Below are 19,611 nucleotides of genomic sequence, written 5' to 3'. Positions count from 1 at the left end.
TAAAACAAACTGCTATGAAAAAGATATTAAAACGCACATTGCCTGCTTTAATGGCATTTATGGTACAGGGCGTTTTTGCGCAAACCCATCAACTGGAAAAACTTTGGGAAACTGATACCGTAGTACGGATCCCGGAATCGGTTTTACCTGATTTTAAAAAGAAGATCCTGTATGTATCGGAAATTGAAGGAAACCCCAGCGCTGTTGATGGTAGAGGCGGGGTTGCAAAGATCGGATTGGATGGAAAGATCATCGATCTTGATTTTACCACCGGCTTAAACTCGCCAAAAGGCCTGGGACGGGTTGGCGATCAATTGTATGCAGCCGATCTGTCGGAAGTTGTAGTTATTGATATTAAAACAGGTAAAGTAATTAATAAGATTCCTGTTGACAGCGCAAAAATGTTAAATGACATCACCGTAGATGAAAAAGGAATTGTTTATGTATCTGACAGTAAAACCAAAAAGATCCACCGGATTGAAAAGGGTAAGGTAACAACCTTTTTAACGAATGTGAATGGTGTAAACGGCCTTAAAGCTATTGGTAATGATCTTTATATCCTCGGCGGGCCGAAGTTCCTGAAAGCGGATAGTAAAGGTAATTTAACACAAATTACTACGCTGAGCTGCGGCGGTGACGGGCTTGAACCTGTTGGCAATGGCGACTTTTTGATCACCTGCTGGTCGGGTCATATATTTTACGTAACGGCCGATGGCAAAATAGAAACCCTGCTTGATTCGGAGGCACAAAAGATGAATACTGCCGATTTGGGTTACGATACGGTTAATCACATTCTGTATGTGCCAACGTTTTTCGGAAAAAAAGTAGTGGCTTATAAACTAATAACCCGTTAATATGCAGTTGAAAAATCTGAGACTGTATTTAATAATAATGATATGTGTTTTAAGTACTAAACCATTATTCGCGCAGCAAAGTACCCGTTTAAATACCGGCTGGGAGTTTTTACAGCGGGATTTAGGCGGCATCTGGGAAGCGATCCGCCCCGAAGATAAAGGGATCCCTCACGATGTCCCTCATTGGCAGCAGGTAACGCTTCCGCATTGTTTTAATACACGTGACGCGGTTGATCCTGATGTGAACTACTACCAGGGGCCGGGATGGTACCGTACACAGGTAAGCATCAATAATCCATATAAGGGAGGGCGTACACTATTGCATTTTGAAGGCGCAGGCCAAAAGACAGATGTTTATGTATATGATACGAAGGTAGGTTCGCACCTTGGCGGGTATGACGAATGGACGGTAGATATAACAAAGGCTGTTGATGATTTCAAGAAAATGGAGATCTGCCAAACTCAATTTAAAGGAAAGGTTCCCATCGAGATCAGATGTGATAACTCGCGCGATTTGGAAAGTATCCCTTCCCGTTTATCGGATTTTACTGTGTATGGGGGCCTTTACCGTTATTTAAATTTAGTATACACGCCGGCTGTATCTTTCGATAAAGTTTTTGCCAAAACAGCCGTTGACAAAGATGGTAAGCAGGGTAGCTTAAATGTAGGCGCCCGGATCTACGACCCTGAAAATATCAACGCTACCGAAGGGGATATCAAAATCATTGATCCGCAGGGTAAGGTTATTCAGCAATCAAAGTACAATTTATCATCTACCGCGGGGGATTTACCCATTGGTTCATTTATAGTAAAAAAGCCGCAGTTATGGTCGCCGGATCATCCTGTGTTGTATACTATTGAGGTTACCATCCGTGCAAATGGCGGCACTTTTATTCAAAGAGAAAAAGTAGGGTTCAGAAATTTTGACTTTGTGGATCATGGCCCCTTTATGCTGAATGGTAAACGCTTGTTGTTAAGAGGCACCCACCGGCATGAAGACCAGGCCGGTGTTGCAGCGGCAATGACCGAAAACATGATAAGGCAGGAAATGCAGCTGATGAAGGATATGGGCGTGAACTTTATTCGCCTGGCGCATTATCAGCAATCGCGTATTGTACTTGATCTGTGCGATAGTCTTGGGATTTTAGCCTGGGAAGAAGAACCCTGGTGCCGTGGCGGTTTGGGGGGCGAGGTTTATAAAAATCAGGCCAGGCAAATGCTCACCAATATGATTGAGCAGCATTACAATCATCCGTCTATAATTTTATGGGGACTGGGGAACGAGAACGATTGGGAGGGCGATTTTCCGGAGTTTGATAAGACAAAGATCAGGGTCTTCATGAGCGAACAAAATGACCGCGCCCATAAGCTTGATCCATCGCGTAAAACCACCATTCGTCGTTGTGATTTTTGTAAGGATATTGTTGATGTATACTCTCCCTCAATATGGGCTGGCTGGTACCGTGGCGTTTATAACGAGTACAAGCAAACCACCCTTGATGAATTTAACAAAGTAAACCACTTTTTTCATGCAGAGTGGGGCGGGGATAGCCATGCGCTACGGCATTCGGAAGATCCTGATAAGGCTTTTGTAAATATTAAAACAGGCGGCGGTGCCGATGAACGTGCGGGAGATGCATCACTTTCCGGCGGAGACTCACGGGTTTCAAAAGATGGTGACTGGAGCGAAAGTTATATCTGTAACCTGTTTGACTGGCATTTAAAAGAGCAGGAAACGATGCCCTGGCTCACAGGTTCAGCCTTTTGGGTATTCAAAGATTTTTCTACACCCTTACGGCCCGATAACCCAATACCGTATATGAACCAAAAGGGTGTTCTGGAACGGGATATGACCAAAAAGGAATCATATTACGTTTTCCAGTCATACTGGACTACCAAACCCATGGCACATATTTACGGGCATACCTGGCCTGTGCGGTGGGGAAATGATGGAGAGCAGAAGATAATTAAAGTTTATTCGAACTGTGAAACGGCCGAACTGTTTCTGAACGGCAAAAGTTACGGCGTGAAAAAGCGCAACAGCCAGGACTTTCCGGCAGCGGGCCTGCGCTGGATTGTGACCTTTAAAAAAGGCAGCAATAATATCCGCGTAGTGGCCAAAAAAGGAAATACTACAGTAACCGACGAGATCAACCAGGTTTATCAAACCGATAAATGGGACAAGCCTGCTAAGCTGATATTGGAAAAAATAGCCGACGAGAACGGCTTTGCTACAGTACAAGTAAAAGTTTTAGATAAAAATGGCATCCAGTGCCTTGATGCGGTAAACTGGATCAGCTTTTCCTTAAGCGGAGATGGCATTTTGCAGGATGATCTGGGTACATCCGGCGGATCGAGAAAAGTACAGGCTTATAACGGGCGTGCTACTATAAAAGTGCAAACCCAAAATGGCAAAAGCGTTGTTGGCGTACAATCGCCGGGATTACAAACCGTATTTATAAATCTTTAATATGCATCAGCTTAAAAGATATCTGGTTTTAGCAGTTTTGGTAAGTGCTAAACTTGCTGTTGCGCAAACGCAAAGCAACAGCACTGCATTAAAGCTTTGGTATAGTAAGCCTGCGGCCGCCTGGGAAGAAGCCCTGCCTCTGGGTAATGCTACTACCGGAGCAATGGTGTTCGGCGGTGTCAATCATGAACGTTTTCAACTGAATGATCATAATCTTTGGTCGGGCTACCCCGAACCGGGAAACAATCCCCATGGGCCTATTCATTTACCAGAGGTTCGCGCCGCAGTATTTAATGGCGATTTTGATCAGGCGGCAGCGATATGGAAAAAGTATTTGCAGGGGCCATACACTGCCCGGTATCTTCCCTTAGGCGATTTGTTGCTCAGTTTTAACCTCACCGATAGTACCTGTAGCAATTATTATCGCGACCTGGATTTGAATAATGCAGTATCTACAGTAAAATACAAGCTAAATGGGGTTAATTTTTCGCGTGAAACATTTATAAGCTACCCCGATAAGGTAATGATGGTTCGTATTACTGCCGATAAAAAGGGCGCTGTAAACTTTACGGCTAACCTACAAAGTAAATTACACTTTACCGTTACAGCTGAAGGCAGCAACAAGTTGGTTTTGACCGGGAAAGCGCCGACCTATGTGGCCAATCGTGATTATGAACCTCGTCAGGTGATTTATGATGAGCCTAAAGGCGAGGGCATGAGTTTTCGGATCGACCTCAAAATAAAGAACTATGGAGGTAAAGTAACTGCTGCTAATAATACATTAAAAGTTAGCGGGGCCAATCAAGTGATTTTATACCTGACTGAGGCTACCAGCTTTAACGGCTTTAACAAATCTCCGGGATTACAAGGTAAAGACCCCGCTGTTGAGGCTGATAGAAATCTGCTGACTGCCAAGCAAAAAACATATGAGCAGCTTAAGCAAAGGCATATTGCCGATTATCAGCATCTGTTCAAACGCGTGAGTTTTAATTTGGGTGCAGATGACGCCATAGTAAAGTTACCTACTGATGAGCGGCTTAAGAATTTTAACATAGCCAATCCAGATAAGCAGCTGCAATCTCTATATTATCAATTTGGGCGCTATCTGCTCATAGCAAGCTCAAGACCGGGAAGCGCCCCGGCCAATTTACAGGGGATCTGGAACGACCAGGTGATACCGCCATGGGGTAGTAATTATACCACCAATATCAATACCGAAATGAATTACTGGCTGGCTGAAAATACCAACCTTTCGGAATGCCATCAGCCTTTGTTTGATTTTCTGAAAGAACTTGCTGTAAACGGTAAAATCACTGCTAAAGTGAATTATAATATTGATGAAGGCTGGGTTGAGCACCATAATACTGATATCTGGGCTAAAACATCAACCGTCGGTAATTTCGATCAGGACCCTAAAAGTTCGGTAAGATGGTCGGCCTGGCCAATGGGCGGGGCCTGGATGAGCCTTCATTTGTATGATCATTATCTTTTTACCGGCGATAAGGATTTTTTGAGCAAAACCGCTTATCCTGTTATGAAAGGTGCTGCGCAATTTATGCTGCACTGGCTGGTTGCTGATCCAAACACGGGTTACCTGGTAACAAATCCTTCAACATCACCCGAAAATACGGTAAAGATCAACGGTAAAGAATACCTGGTAAGTATGGCCTCTACGATGGATATGTCAATCATCCGTGAGTTGTTCCAGGATTGCATCAGCAGTTCACAGATCCTGGGTACCGACAAGGCCTTTACCGCCCGGATAACTGAAGCATATAGTAAACTATATCCGTTTCACATAGGCCAGCATGGCCAATTGCAGGAATGGTTTAAAGACTGGGATGACCCAGCAGATACACACAGGCATATTTCACAACTGTTCAGCCTGTTTCCCGGCAGACAGATCTCCGTATTTAACACACCAGAGTTAGCTGCTGCAGCAAAGCAATCAATGATTTAYCGGAGGGATGTAAGCACGGGCTGGTCAATGGCCTGGAAGGTGAACTGGTGGGCGCGGATGCATGACGGTAACCATGCTTATAAAATATTGGCCGCCGCATTTAATTATATGGATCCGGTGCAAAAAAAGGAGCAAATGAGCGGTGGAGGTACCTATCCCAACTTGTTTGATGCACACCCGCCTTTCCAGATAGACGGAAATTTTGGGGGAACCGCCGGCATGACCGAAATGCTGCTGCAAAGCCAGGATGGCGAAATTGAGTTATTACCAGCCCTGCCCGATGCATGGCCAGAAGGTAGTATCAAAGGCATCAAAGCGCGAGGAAATTTTGAGATAGCTATCGACTGGAAAAAAGGAAAACTGAGCAAAGCGCTCATCAAATCAAAAATGGGAGGAAATTGCAGGTTGCGTACACCTGTCCCTGTAAGGATTGTAGAAGTAAGCAATAATACTGCTGCCGGTACCAATAGTAATGCATTAAACACAGCACCTGCAATACCCGTCTATCAAAAAGCGGACAATGCCAGGCCTCCTGATATCTCATTTAATAAAGGTTATTTAATTGATTTTGCCACCCAAAAAGGCAAAACCTACACTGTTATCCTCAGGTAATACCATGAAAAATTTAAAGTACTATTTGCTGTTTTGTTTGTTTTTAAGTTTAGCAGCTACATCCAATGCACAATCCATCACATGGACGAAGGTAGAACCCGGGATCTGGAAAGGTGTAATCGGTAAGCCAGAGGAGTTTGACCTGTTGAAAGCTTCAGGTGCACAGCCTTATCATACCGGTTTACAGCAAATGCCTGCTGCCGGTTTCCCGCTTGAACAGCAGGAAATTACCGGCAGGGTACAGGATGGTAAAACGTATCTCAGGTTTCCTCTCGAAAAAAAAGAGCAGTTGTTCGGCTTTGGCCTAAATTTTCAGACTGTATTTCAACGGGGCAAGGTGCTTACCCTTCATGTTGATAATTATGCAGGTAAGGATAATGGCCGTACCCATGCGCCAACACCGTTTTACGTATCATCAAAAGGCTATGGCGTATTTATAAATTCGGCAAGGTATATCAACGTATACGCCGGTACAGCAGTGAATCGCGATAGCAAAATCCCACCTGATGTGAAAGACCGCAACCTGGATAAAACATGGAGCTCGCACCCGTATTCGGATGGCGTGGAAATGCTTGTGCCGGCTGCCGGTACGGAGATCTATGTATTTGCCGGGCCTACCATGCTGGACGCTGTAAAGCGGTATAATTTATTAAATGGAGGCGGTTGTTTGCCGCCGCGCTGGGGATTGGGCTTTACGCAACGGATGCAGCGCTTAACCAATGCGCAGGGCGTTGAAGATGAAGCAAAGGCATTTGAAGAAAAAGGCTATCCGCTTGATTTTATCGGTCTTGAACCCGGTTGGCAAAGTAAATCGTACCCCTGCACTTTTGAATGGGATGCGAGCCGGTTTCCTGATCCCAAAACTTTTGTAAAGGACATGCTGAAAAAGAACATCAGGCTCAATTTATGGACTAATCCTTATGTATCACCACAAGCACCGGTTTATAAAAGTATTTTACCATACAGCGGCTCGCATACGGTTTGGAACGGCATCGTACCGGACATCAGCATGCCCGAAGCCCGGAAGGTGTTTTTCGGCGAGTTAGAAAAAGGAAAGATAGATATCGGCATCAGTGGCTATAAAATGGATGAGGTTGACGGAGGCGACAATTATTTATGGCCCGATGTAGCTATTTTTCCATCCGGTCATGCTGCTGAGCAGATGCGTCAAACCTATGGATTGATGATGCAGCGTTATACCAGCGAAATCTACCATCAGCGTAACCAGCGTACATTCGGCCTGGTACGTGCATCAAACGGAGGCGGATCATCATTTCCTTATGTGATTTATAACGATTACTACGATCACCACGACTTTATCACCGCATTGGTAAACAGTGGTTTCGCCGGGGTATTATGGACGCCCGAAGTACGGTCGTCTAAAACAGGAGAGGAGTGGCTGCGCAGATTCCAGTCAAATGTATTTTCTCCTATGGCCATGATCAATGCCTGGGCAAGCGGTACCAAGCCATGGTCGTTTCCCGAAGTTGCTGAACAGGTTAAAGCGATGGCTAACCTGCGGATGCAAATGATGCCGTACTGGTACAGTGAATTTGCAAAGTATCATTTTGAAGGCACCCCGCCTTTCAGGGCCATGTACATGGAAGAAGGTTTTGGAAATTCGGAAGCGAAAACCGAGAAGAAACAACTCAACCTGGAAGAAAACCCCTATGAGGAAGCCACAACCAAAGAAGTTAAAGACCAGTATATGGCCGGCGAATATTTACTGGTGGCTCCCGTATTTGCAGGTGAAACGAGCAGAAAGGTGATCTTACCCAAAGGTAAATGGTACGACTTTTACACCGGGAAGTATGCAGGTGATGGCGAGGTGATCAGCGTTACGCCAGGCCTGGATAAGATCCCTGTTTATGTAAAAGACGGGGGAATTATACCCATGATGCCTGTAATGTTGCACGCGCCGAAAGCAGGGAAGAAGGTTGACCTGGAGATCAGGTATTATGGCAATAAGCCCGGCGCTTATCCATTGTACGACGATGACGGTGAAACATATGATTATGAAAAAGGCAATTATTCATTCCGTAAAATTACCATACTTAAAAAGAATGGGAAATTAATTGGCGCTATCATACCGGCATTAAAAGGTAAACCTGATAATATTGGAAAAGTAACTTTCAAAGCTATGACGGATCAATAAGTTATTAAAATCGATTCCCTGCTGTTTTAACTCGAATGCTGAAGTTTTAAACTCAGCGGATTAGGGTAATTGTCGCTCTGGTCTTCGGCTACATTGTCAAGGCATTTAAAATCCTTTTCAATAAGCAGGTACATTTGGCTGTTATTGCTTTCATAACCAACGCGGTCGGTGCTTGTCCATTCAATGGCCATTGTAACCGGCATATACATAATTATGGTATTATTGCTAAAGCCCGCAGTTAAAAATTCAGTTGCAGAACTTTGTAGTGCATATTTAAATACTTGTGTACCAAAGTTGGTGGTTTCTTCCAGGTATCCGTCCCGGTCAAAATTTTCCACGTCGGTTTTAGTTAAGCGATAGCGTAATGAGTTTCCTTTTATCCTTATTTTCATTTCTTTTAGTTTTTAACATTAACAACATCGCCTATAATAATAATAGCAGGGTAGGTGAGCTGATTATCGGCAGCAATGGATACAAGATCACTCACTTTTCCCTTTGCCGATTTTTGATTGGGTAATGATGCATGCTGAATAATGGCCGTCGGTATATCTCCTTTCCCTGCGTTTATATAGGCCGAAGCAATTTCGGTCAGTTTTTTCATCCCCATATATATAACAACCGTTGCGTTGCTATGCATGGCGCAGGTCAAGTCAGCAGATAGGCTGCCATCTTTCTTAGTTCCGGTAACCATCCAAACACTTTCGCTCACCTGCCTGTGGGTTAAAGGAATGTCTTCCAGCCCGGATGCCTGCATGCTTGTTACGCCGGGAATGTAATGTGTGGTGATACCATGCTGACGGGCGTAAATGATTTCCTCAAACCCGCGACCAAATATAAATGGGTCGCCGCCTTTTAACCTTACCACGTTGCCTTTGGTAAATGCGTAGTGCTTTATTAATTCATGAATTGTTTCTTGCGGGGTATAATCGCCATAAGGTTGCTTGCCAACGTATACCTTTTCACAATCATCCCGGCTTATCGCCAATAATTCCTTGTTAGCCAGGTTGTCATATAATATCACATTTGCCTCCTGTAATACCCTATATCCCTTCATAGTCATCAATTCTGGGTCCCCTGGGCCTGCTCCTAGTACAAAAAGCTCAGGATTTTGTATTTGTTTTTGCATTTTATTAAATTTATGATCAAAAATTAGACTAACAAGCCTTTTTATTTAATTGATTTTGTAAAAATCACAAAATTAGTTGAAAAAATATGCTTAAATAATGATATAAATTATATCAACAGCACTAATTTATGAAAATAACCACTAATAATCATGATTTATTTAATAAAAAAATGAAATTAAATTTCTATTTGATGTTTTTTTGAGTTATAATTGTGATATAAATGAAATCAGGGTCGCAGTTGATTCATTTTTAGTTTGAAAATTGCTTTAACATTTAAAAAATTTCGATATGTCAAAACCAACCATCATTGTTGTTGGCAACGGTATGGTAGGTTATAAGTTTTGTGAGAAACTTTTAGCCAGATCAACACAGTTCCAGATAATTGTTTTTGGCGAAGAGCCGCGTCACGCTTACGACAGGGTACACTTAAGTGAGTACTTCAATGGCAAAACTGCCGATGACCTGTCACTTTCCACCCTGTCATGGTATACAGATAATGGAATTGCTCTACACCTGGATGATCCTATCCAGGAAATCAACCGCACTGAAAAAACGATCCATTCATTAAAAGGCGTTACCCTTAAATATGACTACCTGGTTTTAGCAACCGGTTCTTCGGCATTTGTGCCCGACATTCCGGGTATTGAAAAGGAGGGCGTATTTGTATATCGTACCATTGAAGATCTGGAGTTGATCAAAGCCTGTGCAGTTAATGCAAAATCAGGAGCCGTTATGGGTGGTGGGTTGCTGGGACTGGAGGCTGCTAAGGCTTTAATAGACCTTGGCATTACTGAGACTCACGTTATTGAATTTGCACCACGCCTGATGCCTCGTCAGATAGATTCGGCGGGCAGCAATATGCTGCAAATGAAATTAAGTCAGCTGGGCTTGCATATTCACTTAAATAAAAGCACTGCAGCCATTGCCGGCGATAAAAAAATCCATTCGTTAAAATTCAATGACGATAGTCAGCTTGCGGTAGATATGCTGGTTATATCTGCAGGTATCCGCCCGCGCGATGAACTGGCTAAGCTGGCCGGCTTACATGTTGGAACCCGCGGCGGCATTATCGTGAACGAAAAAATGCAAACCAGCGATGAATGCATTTACGCCATTGGCGAATGTGCTTTATACGAAGGAATGATATATGGCCTGGTTGCTCCGGGCTATGAAATGGCTGATATTGTGGCCGCCCATATAACCGAAGCCGACAAAAGCTTTTACGGCTATGACATGAGCACCAAGCTAAAGCTGATCGGTGTTGATGTAGCCAGCTTTGGGGATGCTTTTATTACAGAGCCTGATTGTCGCACTATTTTATTTGAGGATACTCATAAGGGGATTTACAAGCGCATTAATATTACAAACGATGGCAAGAATCTTTTAGGTGGTATTTTAATTGGCGATGCGGATGCTTATAATATGCTACTGCAAACCGTTAATAATAAAATAGTACTACCACCGGATCCTGAAGATCTGATATTAGGCTCCAGGGGAGGCGAGACAAATGCGGGCGCCGGTGTAATGAGCTTGCCCGATGACGCATTGATCTGTTCATGTGAGGCTGTCACCAAAGGAGCAATCTGTTCAGCCATAAATGAGGGCGGCGTTACCGGCATTGACGGTATGAAAAAATGCACCAAGGCCGGTACTGGCTGCGGTGGTTGCGTGCCATTGGTTAAGGATTTAATTGCCGGCACCATGAAGGCAAATGGTCAGTATATTAAAAATGTCATCTGCGAACATTTCGATTACTCGCGCCAGGAACTGTTTGACCTCGTTAAAATTAACGAACTAAAAAACTACGACCTCGTACTTGACCACTACGGCAAGGGCGATGGCTGCGAGGTTTGCAAACCAGTTGTGGCCAGTATCTTATCCAGCTTATGGAATGATGTCATTGTAAAACAGGAAGCAATACAGGATAGCAACGACCGGTTTTTAGCCAATATTCAAAAAGGCGGGACATATTCTGTCGTGCCCCGCATCCCGGGCGGTGAAATCACACCTGATAAACTGATCGTGATTGGTCAGGTTGCTAAAAAATACGGATTATACACCAAAATAACAGGCGGACAACGTATTGATATGTTTGGCGCACACCTGAGCGACTTGCCTTTAATTTGGGAAGAGCTTATTGACGCCGGATTCGAAAGCGGACACGCATATGGCAAAGCACTTCGTACCGTAAAAAGCTGCGTGGGCAGCACTTGGTGCAGGTTCGGCTTACATGATAGTGTAACTTTTGCCATCGAGGTAGAAGATAGATATAAAGGTATCCGCGCGCCGCACAAAATTAAAGGCGGCGTAAGCGGTTGTGTGCGGGAATGTGCCGAAGCACAATCGAAGGATTTTGGAATTATAGCTACAGAAAAAGGCTGGAATTTATATGTATGCGGCAATGGCGGCTCCAAACCACAGCACGCCCAACTATTAGCTACGGATATTGACAAAGAAACAGTAGTTAAATACCTGGACAGGTTCCTGATGTTCTATATAAAAACCGCAGACCAATTAACACGTACCGCAACCTGGCTTAATAAGCTGGATGGCGGCATGAGTTACCTTAAAAATGTAATAATAAATGACAGTCTCGGACTGGGCGAACAACTGGAAGAGGAAATGCAGGCATTAGTAAATACCTACCACTGCGAGTGGAAAGAAGCCGTTAATAGCCCCGCCTTACGCAAACGTTTTGCTCACTTTATTAATGCCCCCGACGAAAAAGACCCCAATGCTCAATTTGAGCCGATGCGCGAGCAGGTGCGCGCCAAAGAGTGGTAGATTTTAGGCTGAAAAATTCAAAACTCTTAGCCTAAGAAGAATTAACTATTGATCAAAAGAAAACACAATGGAAGCAGCAATAGCAACACAATGGATTATGGCTTGTCATGTTGATGATGTGCCGGAAAATGGCGGGTCATGTATTAAACATGGCGATGAGCAGATAGCGATATTTAACTTTTCCCGCCGCAATGAGTGGTATGCTACTCAAAATCTTTGTCCGCATAAACAACAAATGGCTATATCGCGCGGGATGATAGGTAGTGCAGGTGAAACCTGCGAACCCAAAGTAGCCTGCCCGTTTCATAAAAAAACATTTTCATTACTTACAGGCGAATGCCTGGGCGAAGAAGAACTGGCTATAAAAACTTATCCTGTAAAAATAGCAGATGGGAAAGTTTTCATAGGAGTATATTAAGTGGATTTGCTTGCACGAAAGATAAGGCCGGAAGGCACTTCTATAAAAAAGACCAAGCACCATTGCCAAAAAGAGCAGTGGTGCTTTTTTTATGCGTGAGATTTTGTCTTATAAAGAAAAAGAAAAAAGATTATCAGATTTTAAAATACATCTTTTGGAAACGAATATAACCGGGTTACTGTGTAGTTTCTACACCATCTATTAAGATAATTTCAACGCATGTGATTTTTCCGATATTTTAAATTGGAATTTTAGGATATTTTGCAATTTAAAACTGGTTTTATTTCGTCATGACCGAAATTATTTCCCATAAATAACTGCTTTTGTTATTTGAAAATAATTTTCAATGAATATATTGGTTTCAAATGCAATATTTTGATATTAAAAAATTGTTAAAAATGCATTTATGCTGTTTTTGACTGTTTACAATTTGAATTTTTATTAAAAAAATTAGTTTTTAATGATTTTAATCATAAAAATTCATTTTAAAATTCGATTATTTGCATACAATCATTAAATAAGTTATATTTATAGTAATTAAACAGGGAAATAAATCAAAAAAACTGAGCCTATGGTGAAAAACCAAAAATGAATAAAAAAACCCTGCCGGGAGGTCGCATTCCCAGACAGGGTCAAATAGTTTTTAATCGCTTTAACAAATAAAAAACCATTTCAAATGTACAAAAATGTATCTAATCAATACACTATTGGAAAAATTCTATTAATTATATCATGTTTTGTTTCTTATAATGCCTCTGCGCAGCTCACTTTAACTGGCCAGATCAAAACAAGGGGCGAATTACGTGATGGTTATGGAACTTTAGAACCGATAGGTAACAAAAATGCAGCCTTTGTGTCACAACGAACGCGGCTCACCTTCAATTACAAAAGCAGCAAGCTTATTTTTCAAACATCTGTACAAGATGTTAGGCTTTGGGGCCAGGATGCCTCAACCATTACTGTTAATGACGGAAGTCGCCTAAGCCTGCACGAAGCCTGGGCCGAACTAATCCTCTCCAACAAAAAAGACACTTCCTTTAAAAAATCCCCTTTTGATTATTTTGCAGTAAAAATTGGCCGGCAGGAGATCAGCTATGATGATGAGCGTTTGCTTGGTGCTACCGATTGGATCCAGCAAGCCCGCCGTCACGACGCTATCGTATTTAAACTGCTGCAAAGTGGCTGGCAGGTTGATCTCGGCGCAGCCTTTAATCAAAGTTCTGATGCTATTAACTATAATGGCACCTATTATACTCCTGCTAATGTGCCAGCTACAGTAAAGGATAGCAAAGGCAATTTGGCCAATACCCCCGCCGGACTTATTCCACTGGTGAATGCTTCAGGCATCAGTACTAAAACCGGTAACCCTTCATTTTTAAATCCGCCCGGCACTAACGGGCAAAACCAAAACTATAAAGCTCTTGAATATCTCTACTTTGCTAAAAAAATTAATAAAACTAAAATAACCGGTCTTTTCCTGGCCGATCAGTTTGCTAAATACAAGCTCGATTCGGTAAAAAACACATCGGGCGAAGACGTTGGTTACATATATGGCCGCCGGTATAACCAGCCGGGTGTTAATACCCGCTATACCACCGGGTTGCTCCTTAACCCTGTTTTCGGCAGTAAAGATGAATGGGCCGCTACTGGTGGTTTTTACTACCAGGGTGGGCATGACCGCGATGGCGCTGAGTTGAGTGCTTATACTTATACCGCATCTTTATCATACAAAAGCAGCAACCTGACTTATATAGCTGGCTGGGATTATCTGTCAGGAAACGATGCGTTATCTGCCTCAAAAACCAACCACCGGTTTGATCCATTGTATGGCACACCGCACAAGTTCTGGGGGTATATGGATTATTTCTACGCCGGTAGCGGATCTCCAACCGGAGGTTTGAGTAATCCTTATATTAAAATCAAATATCTATCAGATAATAAGCGACTTAGCACAGAATTATCCAACCATTACTTCTTACTGGCTAAAGACCAGAAAGGGACTGATGGACAAGCTATCGATAAATACCTGGGTACCGAGTTTGATTTAATCAATAACTATAAACTCAACAAATTCACCGCCGTTGAACTGGGGCTATCATATATGGCTGCAACCCACAGTATGGAATATGCTAAAGCTTTAACGCCGGATACCAACAAGCTACACCCGTTTTGGGCATACCTGCAGCTTAATATCAAACCCGAGTTTTTGAACAAGTAATACGTAAGCTGAAAGCTTAAGGCAAAAAGCCTAAAGCTAAAAACGCTAAGAGAATCATAATATAAACAAAAGCTTTCAGCCTTAGGCTTTGAGCTCTAAGCTTAAAAAAATGGAAAAACAACTTACCAAACTCAATATATTTTCACTTAAGGGCGTTCAAATGCGCACCTTCCATATTACCTGGCTCATGTTTTTTGTGTGCTTTTTCGGTTGGTTTGGTCTGGCGCCATTAATGCCAACCATCCGCGCCGAACTGCATTTAAGTAAAGGCCAGGTAGGAAATACCATCATTGCATCGGTAGCAGCAACAATTATAGCCCGCCTCATTATAGGTAAACTTTGTGATACCTGGGGCCCGCGCAAAACAGCGGTCAGATTATTAATTATTGGGTCGTTACCTGTATTTTTAGTAGGACTGGCTCATGATTATACCTCATTTTTATTGTTTCGCCTGGCTATTGGTGTAATAGGTTCATCGTTTGTAATTACCCAGTTTCATACATCAATGATGTTTGCGCCTAATATCAAGGGTACAGCCAACGCAGTAACCGGCGGCTGGGGCAACCTTGGTGGTGGTGTAACCAATATGGTAATGCCTTTAATATTTGCCGCTATAGTAGGTGCCGGATTTACCAAGGCCGAAGCATGGAGATACGCCATGATAGTTCCCGGTGTGCTGATGCTGGTAATTGCCTTTGTATACTGGAAATTTACCAAAGACACGCCTAATGGCAACTATGATGAAGTAGGCTACGCCAAAACCAATCCATCCAAAACAGATTGGTCAATATTAGCCGACTGGCGCGTTTGGGCCCTTACCATGGCTTACGCTATGTGCTTTGGTATGGAGATCACTTTTGATAACGTAGCTTCATTACATTTTGTAGATACTTTTCACCTGTCGCAAAGTTCGGCTGGTTTCTGGGCAGGCATATTCGGTTTCATGAACATCTTTGCCCGTGCCTTAGGCGGTATTGTGTCTGATAAGGTTGGCGGCAAATTCGGTATGCGTGGCAAAGGCTTGCTTTTGGCTGGCGTGCTGCTGCTGGAGGGTATTGGTCTTATCCTGTTCGCTCAATCGGGTAGCCTGGCAATAGCTATTATTTCCATGCTTTCATTCGCACTGTTCCTCAAAATGTCAAACGGCGCTACTTACGGTATAGTACCTTTCATCAACAGTAAAAATGTAGGAATGGTAAGCGGTATTGTAGGTGCCGGTGGCAACCTTGGCGGGATGCTGTTCGGGTTTCTTTTCAAATCGGAGCATATTACTTATGTACAAGCATTTACCTACATCGGTATAACCGTTATGGTAGTATCCGCAATTGTGCTGATCACCCGTTTTCAAAAACAGGCCGAACCGCAAACAGTAGACGAACCAGCTTTAGCCTTAGGAGCTTAAAGCCAAAGGCTGAAAGCAAAAAGCAATAGAAAATAACAACATAAATATAAAAAGAGCTTTCGGCTTTCAGCCTTAAGCTTTTAGCTTGAACAATGTCTAACAAACGCCCTCAAAATACATTTAAAAGCACCTGCTGCTACTGCGGGGTAGGTTGCGGCGTGGTAATAAATAAAGAAAAAAACGGTAGTATCACGCTTGAGGGCGATAAGGACTATCCCGTAAATAAGGGAATGCTGTGTAGTAAAGGTCTTAACCTGCACTATACGGCCAATGATAAAACAGACAGGCTGCTGTACCCTCAAATGCGTTATAACAAAAGCATGCCCATGCAAAGGGTAAGCTGGGATGATGCATTGGAGCGCACAGCAGCCATTTTTAAAACCTTCATCAATAAATACGGGCCGGATTCGGTGGCGTTTTATGCATCAGGCCAGTGCCTAACCGAGGAGTATTATGTTGTAAATAAGCTAATTAAGGGTTTTATCGGTAGTAATAATATCGATACTAATTCGCGGTTGTGCATGAGCAGTGCGGTTGCTGCCTATAAAATTGCTTTGGGTGAGGATACCGTACCTGTTTGCTATGATGATATTGAGCTGGCCGATTGTTTTTATGTTACCGGGGCTAACCCGGCCTGGTGCCATCCTATTTTATGGCGAAGGGTTGAGGCTCATAAAACGGCCAACCCTAATGTAAAGATCATTGTGGTTGATCCGCGGGTTACAGATACCTGCAGCACTGCCGATCTGCACCTGCAATTAAATCCGGGCACCGATATTACACTGAACCATGCTATTGGCAGGGTATTAATCGAGAACGGAGACATTGACGTTGATTTCGTAACCAAGCATGCCGATGGCTTTGAGCAGTATAGCAAACTGGTATTTGAACGCACCCTGGCCGAATCAGCTGCTATTTGTGGGGTAAGCGAAAGCAATATCCGTCTTGCTGCCAAGTATATCGGTGAGGCAAAAGGCTTTATTTCGATGTGGACAATGGGCTTAAACCAAAGTTCGGTTGGCGTAAATAAAAATTTAAGCCTCCTGAACCTTAGTTTAATAACCGGACATATTGGTAAACCGGGCTCAGGGCCGCTGTCATTAACCGGGCAGCCAAATGCTATGGGCGGGCGCGAAGTGGGAGGGCTTGCTAACCTTTTACCGGCCCATCGTGTATTAACTAACCCGGCAGACAGGGCAGAGGTGCAAAAGTTTTGGGGTGGGACTGAAATAGCCGCCCAACCCGGGCTTACTGCCACCGAAATGTTTGAAGCGCTGAATGATGGCCGCCTCAAAGCCATCTGGATCATGTGTACCAATCCGCTAACCAGTTTGCCAAATGTACGCCTGGCTGAAGAAGCCCTGAAAAAAGCAAAGTTTGTTGTAGTTCAGGAGATCAGCAATAAGCCTGAAACTTTAGCTTATGCCGATGTGATCCTCCCGGCGGCCGCATGGGCCGAAAAAGAGGGGACGATGACCAATTCTGAAAGGCGCATCAGTTATTTGAGTAAAGTACTTGATCCACCAGGCGAAGCTATGCCGGATAGTGAGATTATTTGCCGTTTTGCGCAAAAAATGGGGTATAAAGGCTTCGATTTTAAAAATGCAGCCGAAATTTATGCCGAGCATGCTAAACTAACCTGCAAAACCAATATTGATATCAGCGGGCTCACTCATGAAACCATTATACAACAGCGGTCGGTGCAATGGCCTTACAAAAAGCGCAATGCAGTAATAGGGACGCCCCGTTTATTTACCGACAAGCAGTTTTATACCACAACTGGCAACGCGCAGATCAGTGCGGTACCAGATAACCATACCAGCGAAGTTACTGACGGTGATTATCCTTTTATCCTCACCACCGGCCGGATCCGTGATCAATGGCACACCATGAGCAAAACCGGTAAGGTGAACAAGCTTAACCAGCATATCAAGGAATCATTTGTTGAGATCAATCCGATTGATGCTGCTGCTTTAGAGATCAGGGAGGGCGATGTTACCGTTATCACCTCACGCAGGGGAGAAGCAAGGGTAAAGGCCAAAATTACGGAGCAAATAAAACAGGGCGTTATTTTTGTGCCGATGCATTGGGGCAAAATCCTGAACAATGATCTGCACCGCATTAACAACGTTACCAATGATGCCGTAGACCCAATATCCAAAGAACCGGATTTTAAATATTGCGCGGTAAAGGTTGAGAAATATAAAAAACCTTTTCAAAAAATTGTGGTTGTTGGCGCCGGAGCCGGTGCGCATGGCTTCGTTCGGTCTTACAGGGAGCTGAACGAGGATGATGAGATCACCATTTTCAGTAAAGAGGATCATCCTTTTTATAACCGCGTTATGCTGCCCGACTATATCAGCGGAGAGCAGCGCTGGGAGCAACTGGTAAAAATGACCGATGAAGAAGAACCCGAACTTAAAATAAGATTATTACGTGGCGTAAGCATCGAAAAGATAGACCGCGCCAATAAATATGTGCTGGACAGCAGAGGCATAAAAACATATTACGATGTGTTGCTACTGGCCACCGGCAGCAGGGCAGCCATTCCTAAAAACGTACCATCGCTGCCAGGTATCTTCAGTATGCGCAGCCGTAATGATGCCGATAATTTTAAAAAGCATGTGCCCAAAAACGGCCACGTGGTTATTGTTGGTGGGGGCTTGTTAGGGTTGGAGATGGCAGCTTCATTACGCGAAATAGGGATTACCATCACTATTATCCAGCGCACGTCAAGGTTTTTAAACCGCCAATTGGATGAGTTAGGCAGCAGGCTATTACACGAAGAAATGGTTGACCAGGGCTGCGACATCTTTTATGATGACGAAGTTCAGCTATTTTACGGTCGCAGTAAGCTTACCGGTATCGGCTTAAAAAGCGGCCGGAAAATTGACTGTGACGCTATGATCCTGGCTATCGGCACCACGCCAAACCTCGAAATTGCGAAGGATTGCGGCCTTGAAATTAAGCGTGGTGTAATTGTAAACGAACGCATGCTTACCAGCGACCCAAACATTTACGCCATTGGCGAAATAGCTGAATTTAACGGCACGCTATATGGCATAACCGCTGCAGCAGAGCAGCAAGCCGCTGTTGTTGCCGGATATATGAATGGCGACATAGCCAGTTACTACAAGGGGAGTTTGTTCATGAACATCATAAAAATTCATGGCTTTGATCTGTGCAGTATTGGCTTTTCTGATTGCCCTAATGATAAAGACTACGAAGAAATTATATTTATAGACAAGGCCAAGCGCTATTATAAAAAATGCATTATTCACCAGGATAGGTTAGTAGGCACCATTTTAATTGGCGATAAAGGCGAGTTTCAGGAGTTTAGAGAGTTAATAGCCAACAGAACCGAACTAAGCGATAAGCGCCTTAAATTACTTCGCAGCGGCAAAACAGCTGAGCCTGTTTTGGGCAAACTGGTTTGCAGCTGCAATAACGTAGGGGCCGATAATATCCGCAATAAAGTGGCAAGCGGGTGTACGCAACTGGCTGATGTTTGCAGCCAGACCGGCGCCGGAACCGGCTGTGGATCATGCAGACCCGAAGTAAAACGACTGCTTGAAGAGGTACTTGAACAACAATTGTTAAAAGCTTGAACC

At 43.6% G+C, this 19,611-nt stretch carries 11 protein-coding genes; 9 read left to right on the top strand and 2 right to left on the bottom strand.

Annotation, left to right across the window (positions count from 1 at the left end; all coding sequences use genetic code 11):
* The first annotated feature begins 14 nt into the window (after window positions 1-14).
* The 4 genes from AC1DUD_RS26565 to AC1DUD_RS26550 are packed head-to-tail and all read left to right on the top strand — an operon-like array spanning window position 15 to window position 8,051.
* Window positions 15-854 (top strand): SMP-30/gluconolactonase/LRE family protein, encoded by an 840-nt coding sequence (locus AC1DUD_RS26565; RefSeq protein WP_477380141.1) that lies wholly within the window; start codon window positions 15-17, stop codon window positions 852-854.
* Between the two features lie 37 nt (window positions 855-891).
* A complete protein-coding gene (locus AC1DUD_RS26560) occupies window positions 892-3,324 on the top strand; it encodes a glycoside hydrolase family 2 TIM barrel-domain containing protein (RefSeq protein ID WP_477380139.1) in 2,433 nt (810 codons plus the stop codon).
* 1 nt (window position 3,325) lies between these two features.
* Complete coding sequence (locus AC1DUD_RS26555; protein ID WP_477380137.1) at window positions 3,326-5,896, top strand: glycoside hydrolase family 95 protein; 2,571 nt, start codon at window positions 3,326-3,328, stop codon at window positions 5,894-5,896.
* 4 nt (window positions 5,897-5,900) lie between these two features.
* Window positions 5,901-8,051: a glycoside hydrolase family 31 protein gene (locus AC1DUD_RS26550; RefSeq protein ID WP_477380135.1), complete on the top strand. Its 2,151-nt coding sequence runs from the start codon at window positions 5,901-5,903 to the stop codon at window positions 8,049-8,051.
* Window positions 8,052-8,077: 26 nt separating this feature from the next.
* On the opposite strand, the gene AC1DUD_RS26545 is transcribed toward AC1DUD_RS26550, so the two are convergent.
* Window positions 8,078-8,443 (bottom strand): DUF7009 family protein, encoded by a 366-nt coding sequence (locus AC1DUD_RS26545; protein ID WP_477380133.1) that lies wholly within the window; start codon window positions 8,441-8,443, stop codon window positions 8,078-8,080.
* Window positions 8,444-8,448: 5 nt separating this feature from the next.
* Entirely contained in the window at window positions 8,449-9,177 is a 729-nt protein-coding gene (cobA, locus tag AC1DUD_RS26540; RefSeq protein WP_477380131.1) for a uroporphyrinogen-III C-methyltransferase, read from the bottom strand.
* Window positions 9,178-9,466: 289 nt separating this feature from the next.
* Here cobA and nirB point away from each other — a divergent pair, with 289 nt between their 5' ends.
* From nirB to AC1DUD_RS26515, 5 genes are all read left to right on the top strand, one after another.
* Complete coding sequence (gene nirB, locus AC1DUD_RS26535) at window positions 9,467-11,962, top strand: nitrite reductase large subunit NirB (protein ID WP_477380129.1); 2,496 nt, start codon at window positions 9,467-9,469, stop codon at window positions 11,960-11,962.
* Window positions 11,963-12,029: 67 nt separating this feature from the next.
* Window positions 12,030-12,380, top strand: coding sequence for a nitrite reductase small subunit NirD (gene nirD / locus AC1DUD_RS26530; RefSeq protein WP_330862791.1), 351 nt, complete (start codon window positions 12,030-12,032; stop codon window positions 12,378-12,380).
* 676 nt (window positions 12,381-13,056) lie between these two features.
* On the top strand, window positions 13,057-14,598 hold the full coding sequence (locus AC1DUD_RS26525; RefSeq protein WP_477380126.1) for an alginate export family protein: 1,542 nt from the start codon (window positions 13,057-13,059) through the stop codon (window positions 14,596-14,598).
* 109 nt (window positions 14,599-14,707) lie between these two features.
* Window positions 14,708-16,000 (top strand): MFS transporter, encoded by a 1,293-nt coding sequence (locus AC1DUD_RS26520; protein ID WP_477380124.1) that lies wholly within the window; start codon window positions 14,708-14,710, stop codon window positions 15,998-16,000.
* 92 nt (window positions 16,001-16,092) lie between these two features.
* Window positions 16,093-19,608: a molybdopterin-dependent oxidoreductase gene (locus tag AC1DUD_RS26515; RefSeq protein WP_477380122.1), complete on the top strand. Its 3,516-nt coding sequence runs from the start codon at window positions 16,093-16,095 to the stop codon at window positions 19,606-19,608.
* The last annotated feature ends 3 nt before the right edge of the window (window positions 19,609-19,611 follow it).

The organism is Mucilaginibacter sp. P4_A11 (assembly GCF_056402535.1).
Note: the sequence above shows the minus strand (reverse complement) of the source record. Positions and strands in the feature narration are given on the sequence as shown.

What these genes read in the sequence shown, in the direction of transcription:
- AC1DUD_RS26565 (WP_477380141.1), top strand. Translation starts at nt 15, where the DNA reads ATGAAAAAGATATTAAAACGCACATTGCCTGCTTTAATGGCATTTATG.
- AC1DUD_RS26560 (WP_477380139.1), top strand. Translation starts at nt 892, where the DNA reads ATGATATGTGTTTTAAGTACTAAACCATTATTCGCGCAGCAAAGTACC.
- AC1DUD_RS26550 (WP_477380135.1), top strand. Translation starts at nt 5,901, where the DNA reads ATGAAAAATTTAAAGTACTATTTGCTGTTTTGTTTGTTTTTAAGTTTA.
- AC1DUD_RS26545 (WP_477380133.1), bottom strand. Translation starts at nt 8,443, where the DNA reads ATGAAAATAAGGATAAAAGGAAACTCATTACGCTATCGCTTAACTAAA.
- cobA (WP_477380131.1), bottom strand. Translation starts at nt 9,177, where the DNA reads ATGCAAAAACAAATACAAAATCCTGAGCTTTTTGTACTAGGAGCAGGC.
- nirB (WP_477380129.1), top strand. Translation starts at nt 9,467, where the DNA reads ATGTCAAAACCAACCATCATTGTTGTTGGCAACGGTATGGTAGGTTAT.
- nirD (WP_330862791.1), top strand. Translation starts at nt 12,030, where the DNA reads ATGGAAGCAGCAATAGCAACACAATGGATTATGGCTTGTCATGTTGAT.
- AC1DUD_RS26525 (WP_477380126.1), top strand. Translation starts at nt 13,057, where the DNA reads ATGTACAAAAATGTATCTAATCAATACACTATTGGAAAAATTCTATTA.
- AC1DUD_RS26520 (WP_477380124.1), top strand. Translation starts at nt 14,708, where the DNA reads ATGGAAAAACAACTTACCAAACTCAATATATTTTCACTTAAGGGCGTT.
- AC1DUD_RS26515 (WP_477380122.1), top strand. Translation starts at nt 16,093, where the DNA reads ATGTCTAACAAACGCCCTCAAAATACATTTAAAAGCACCTGCTGCTAC.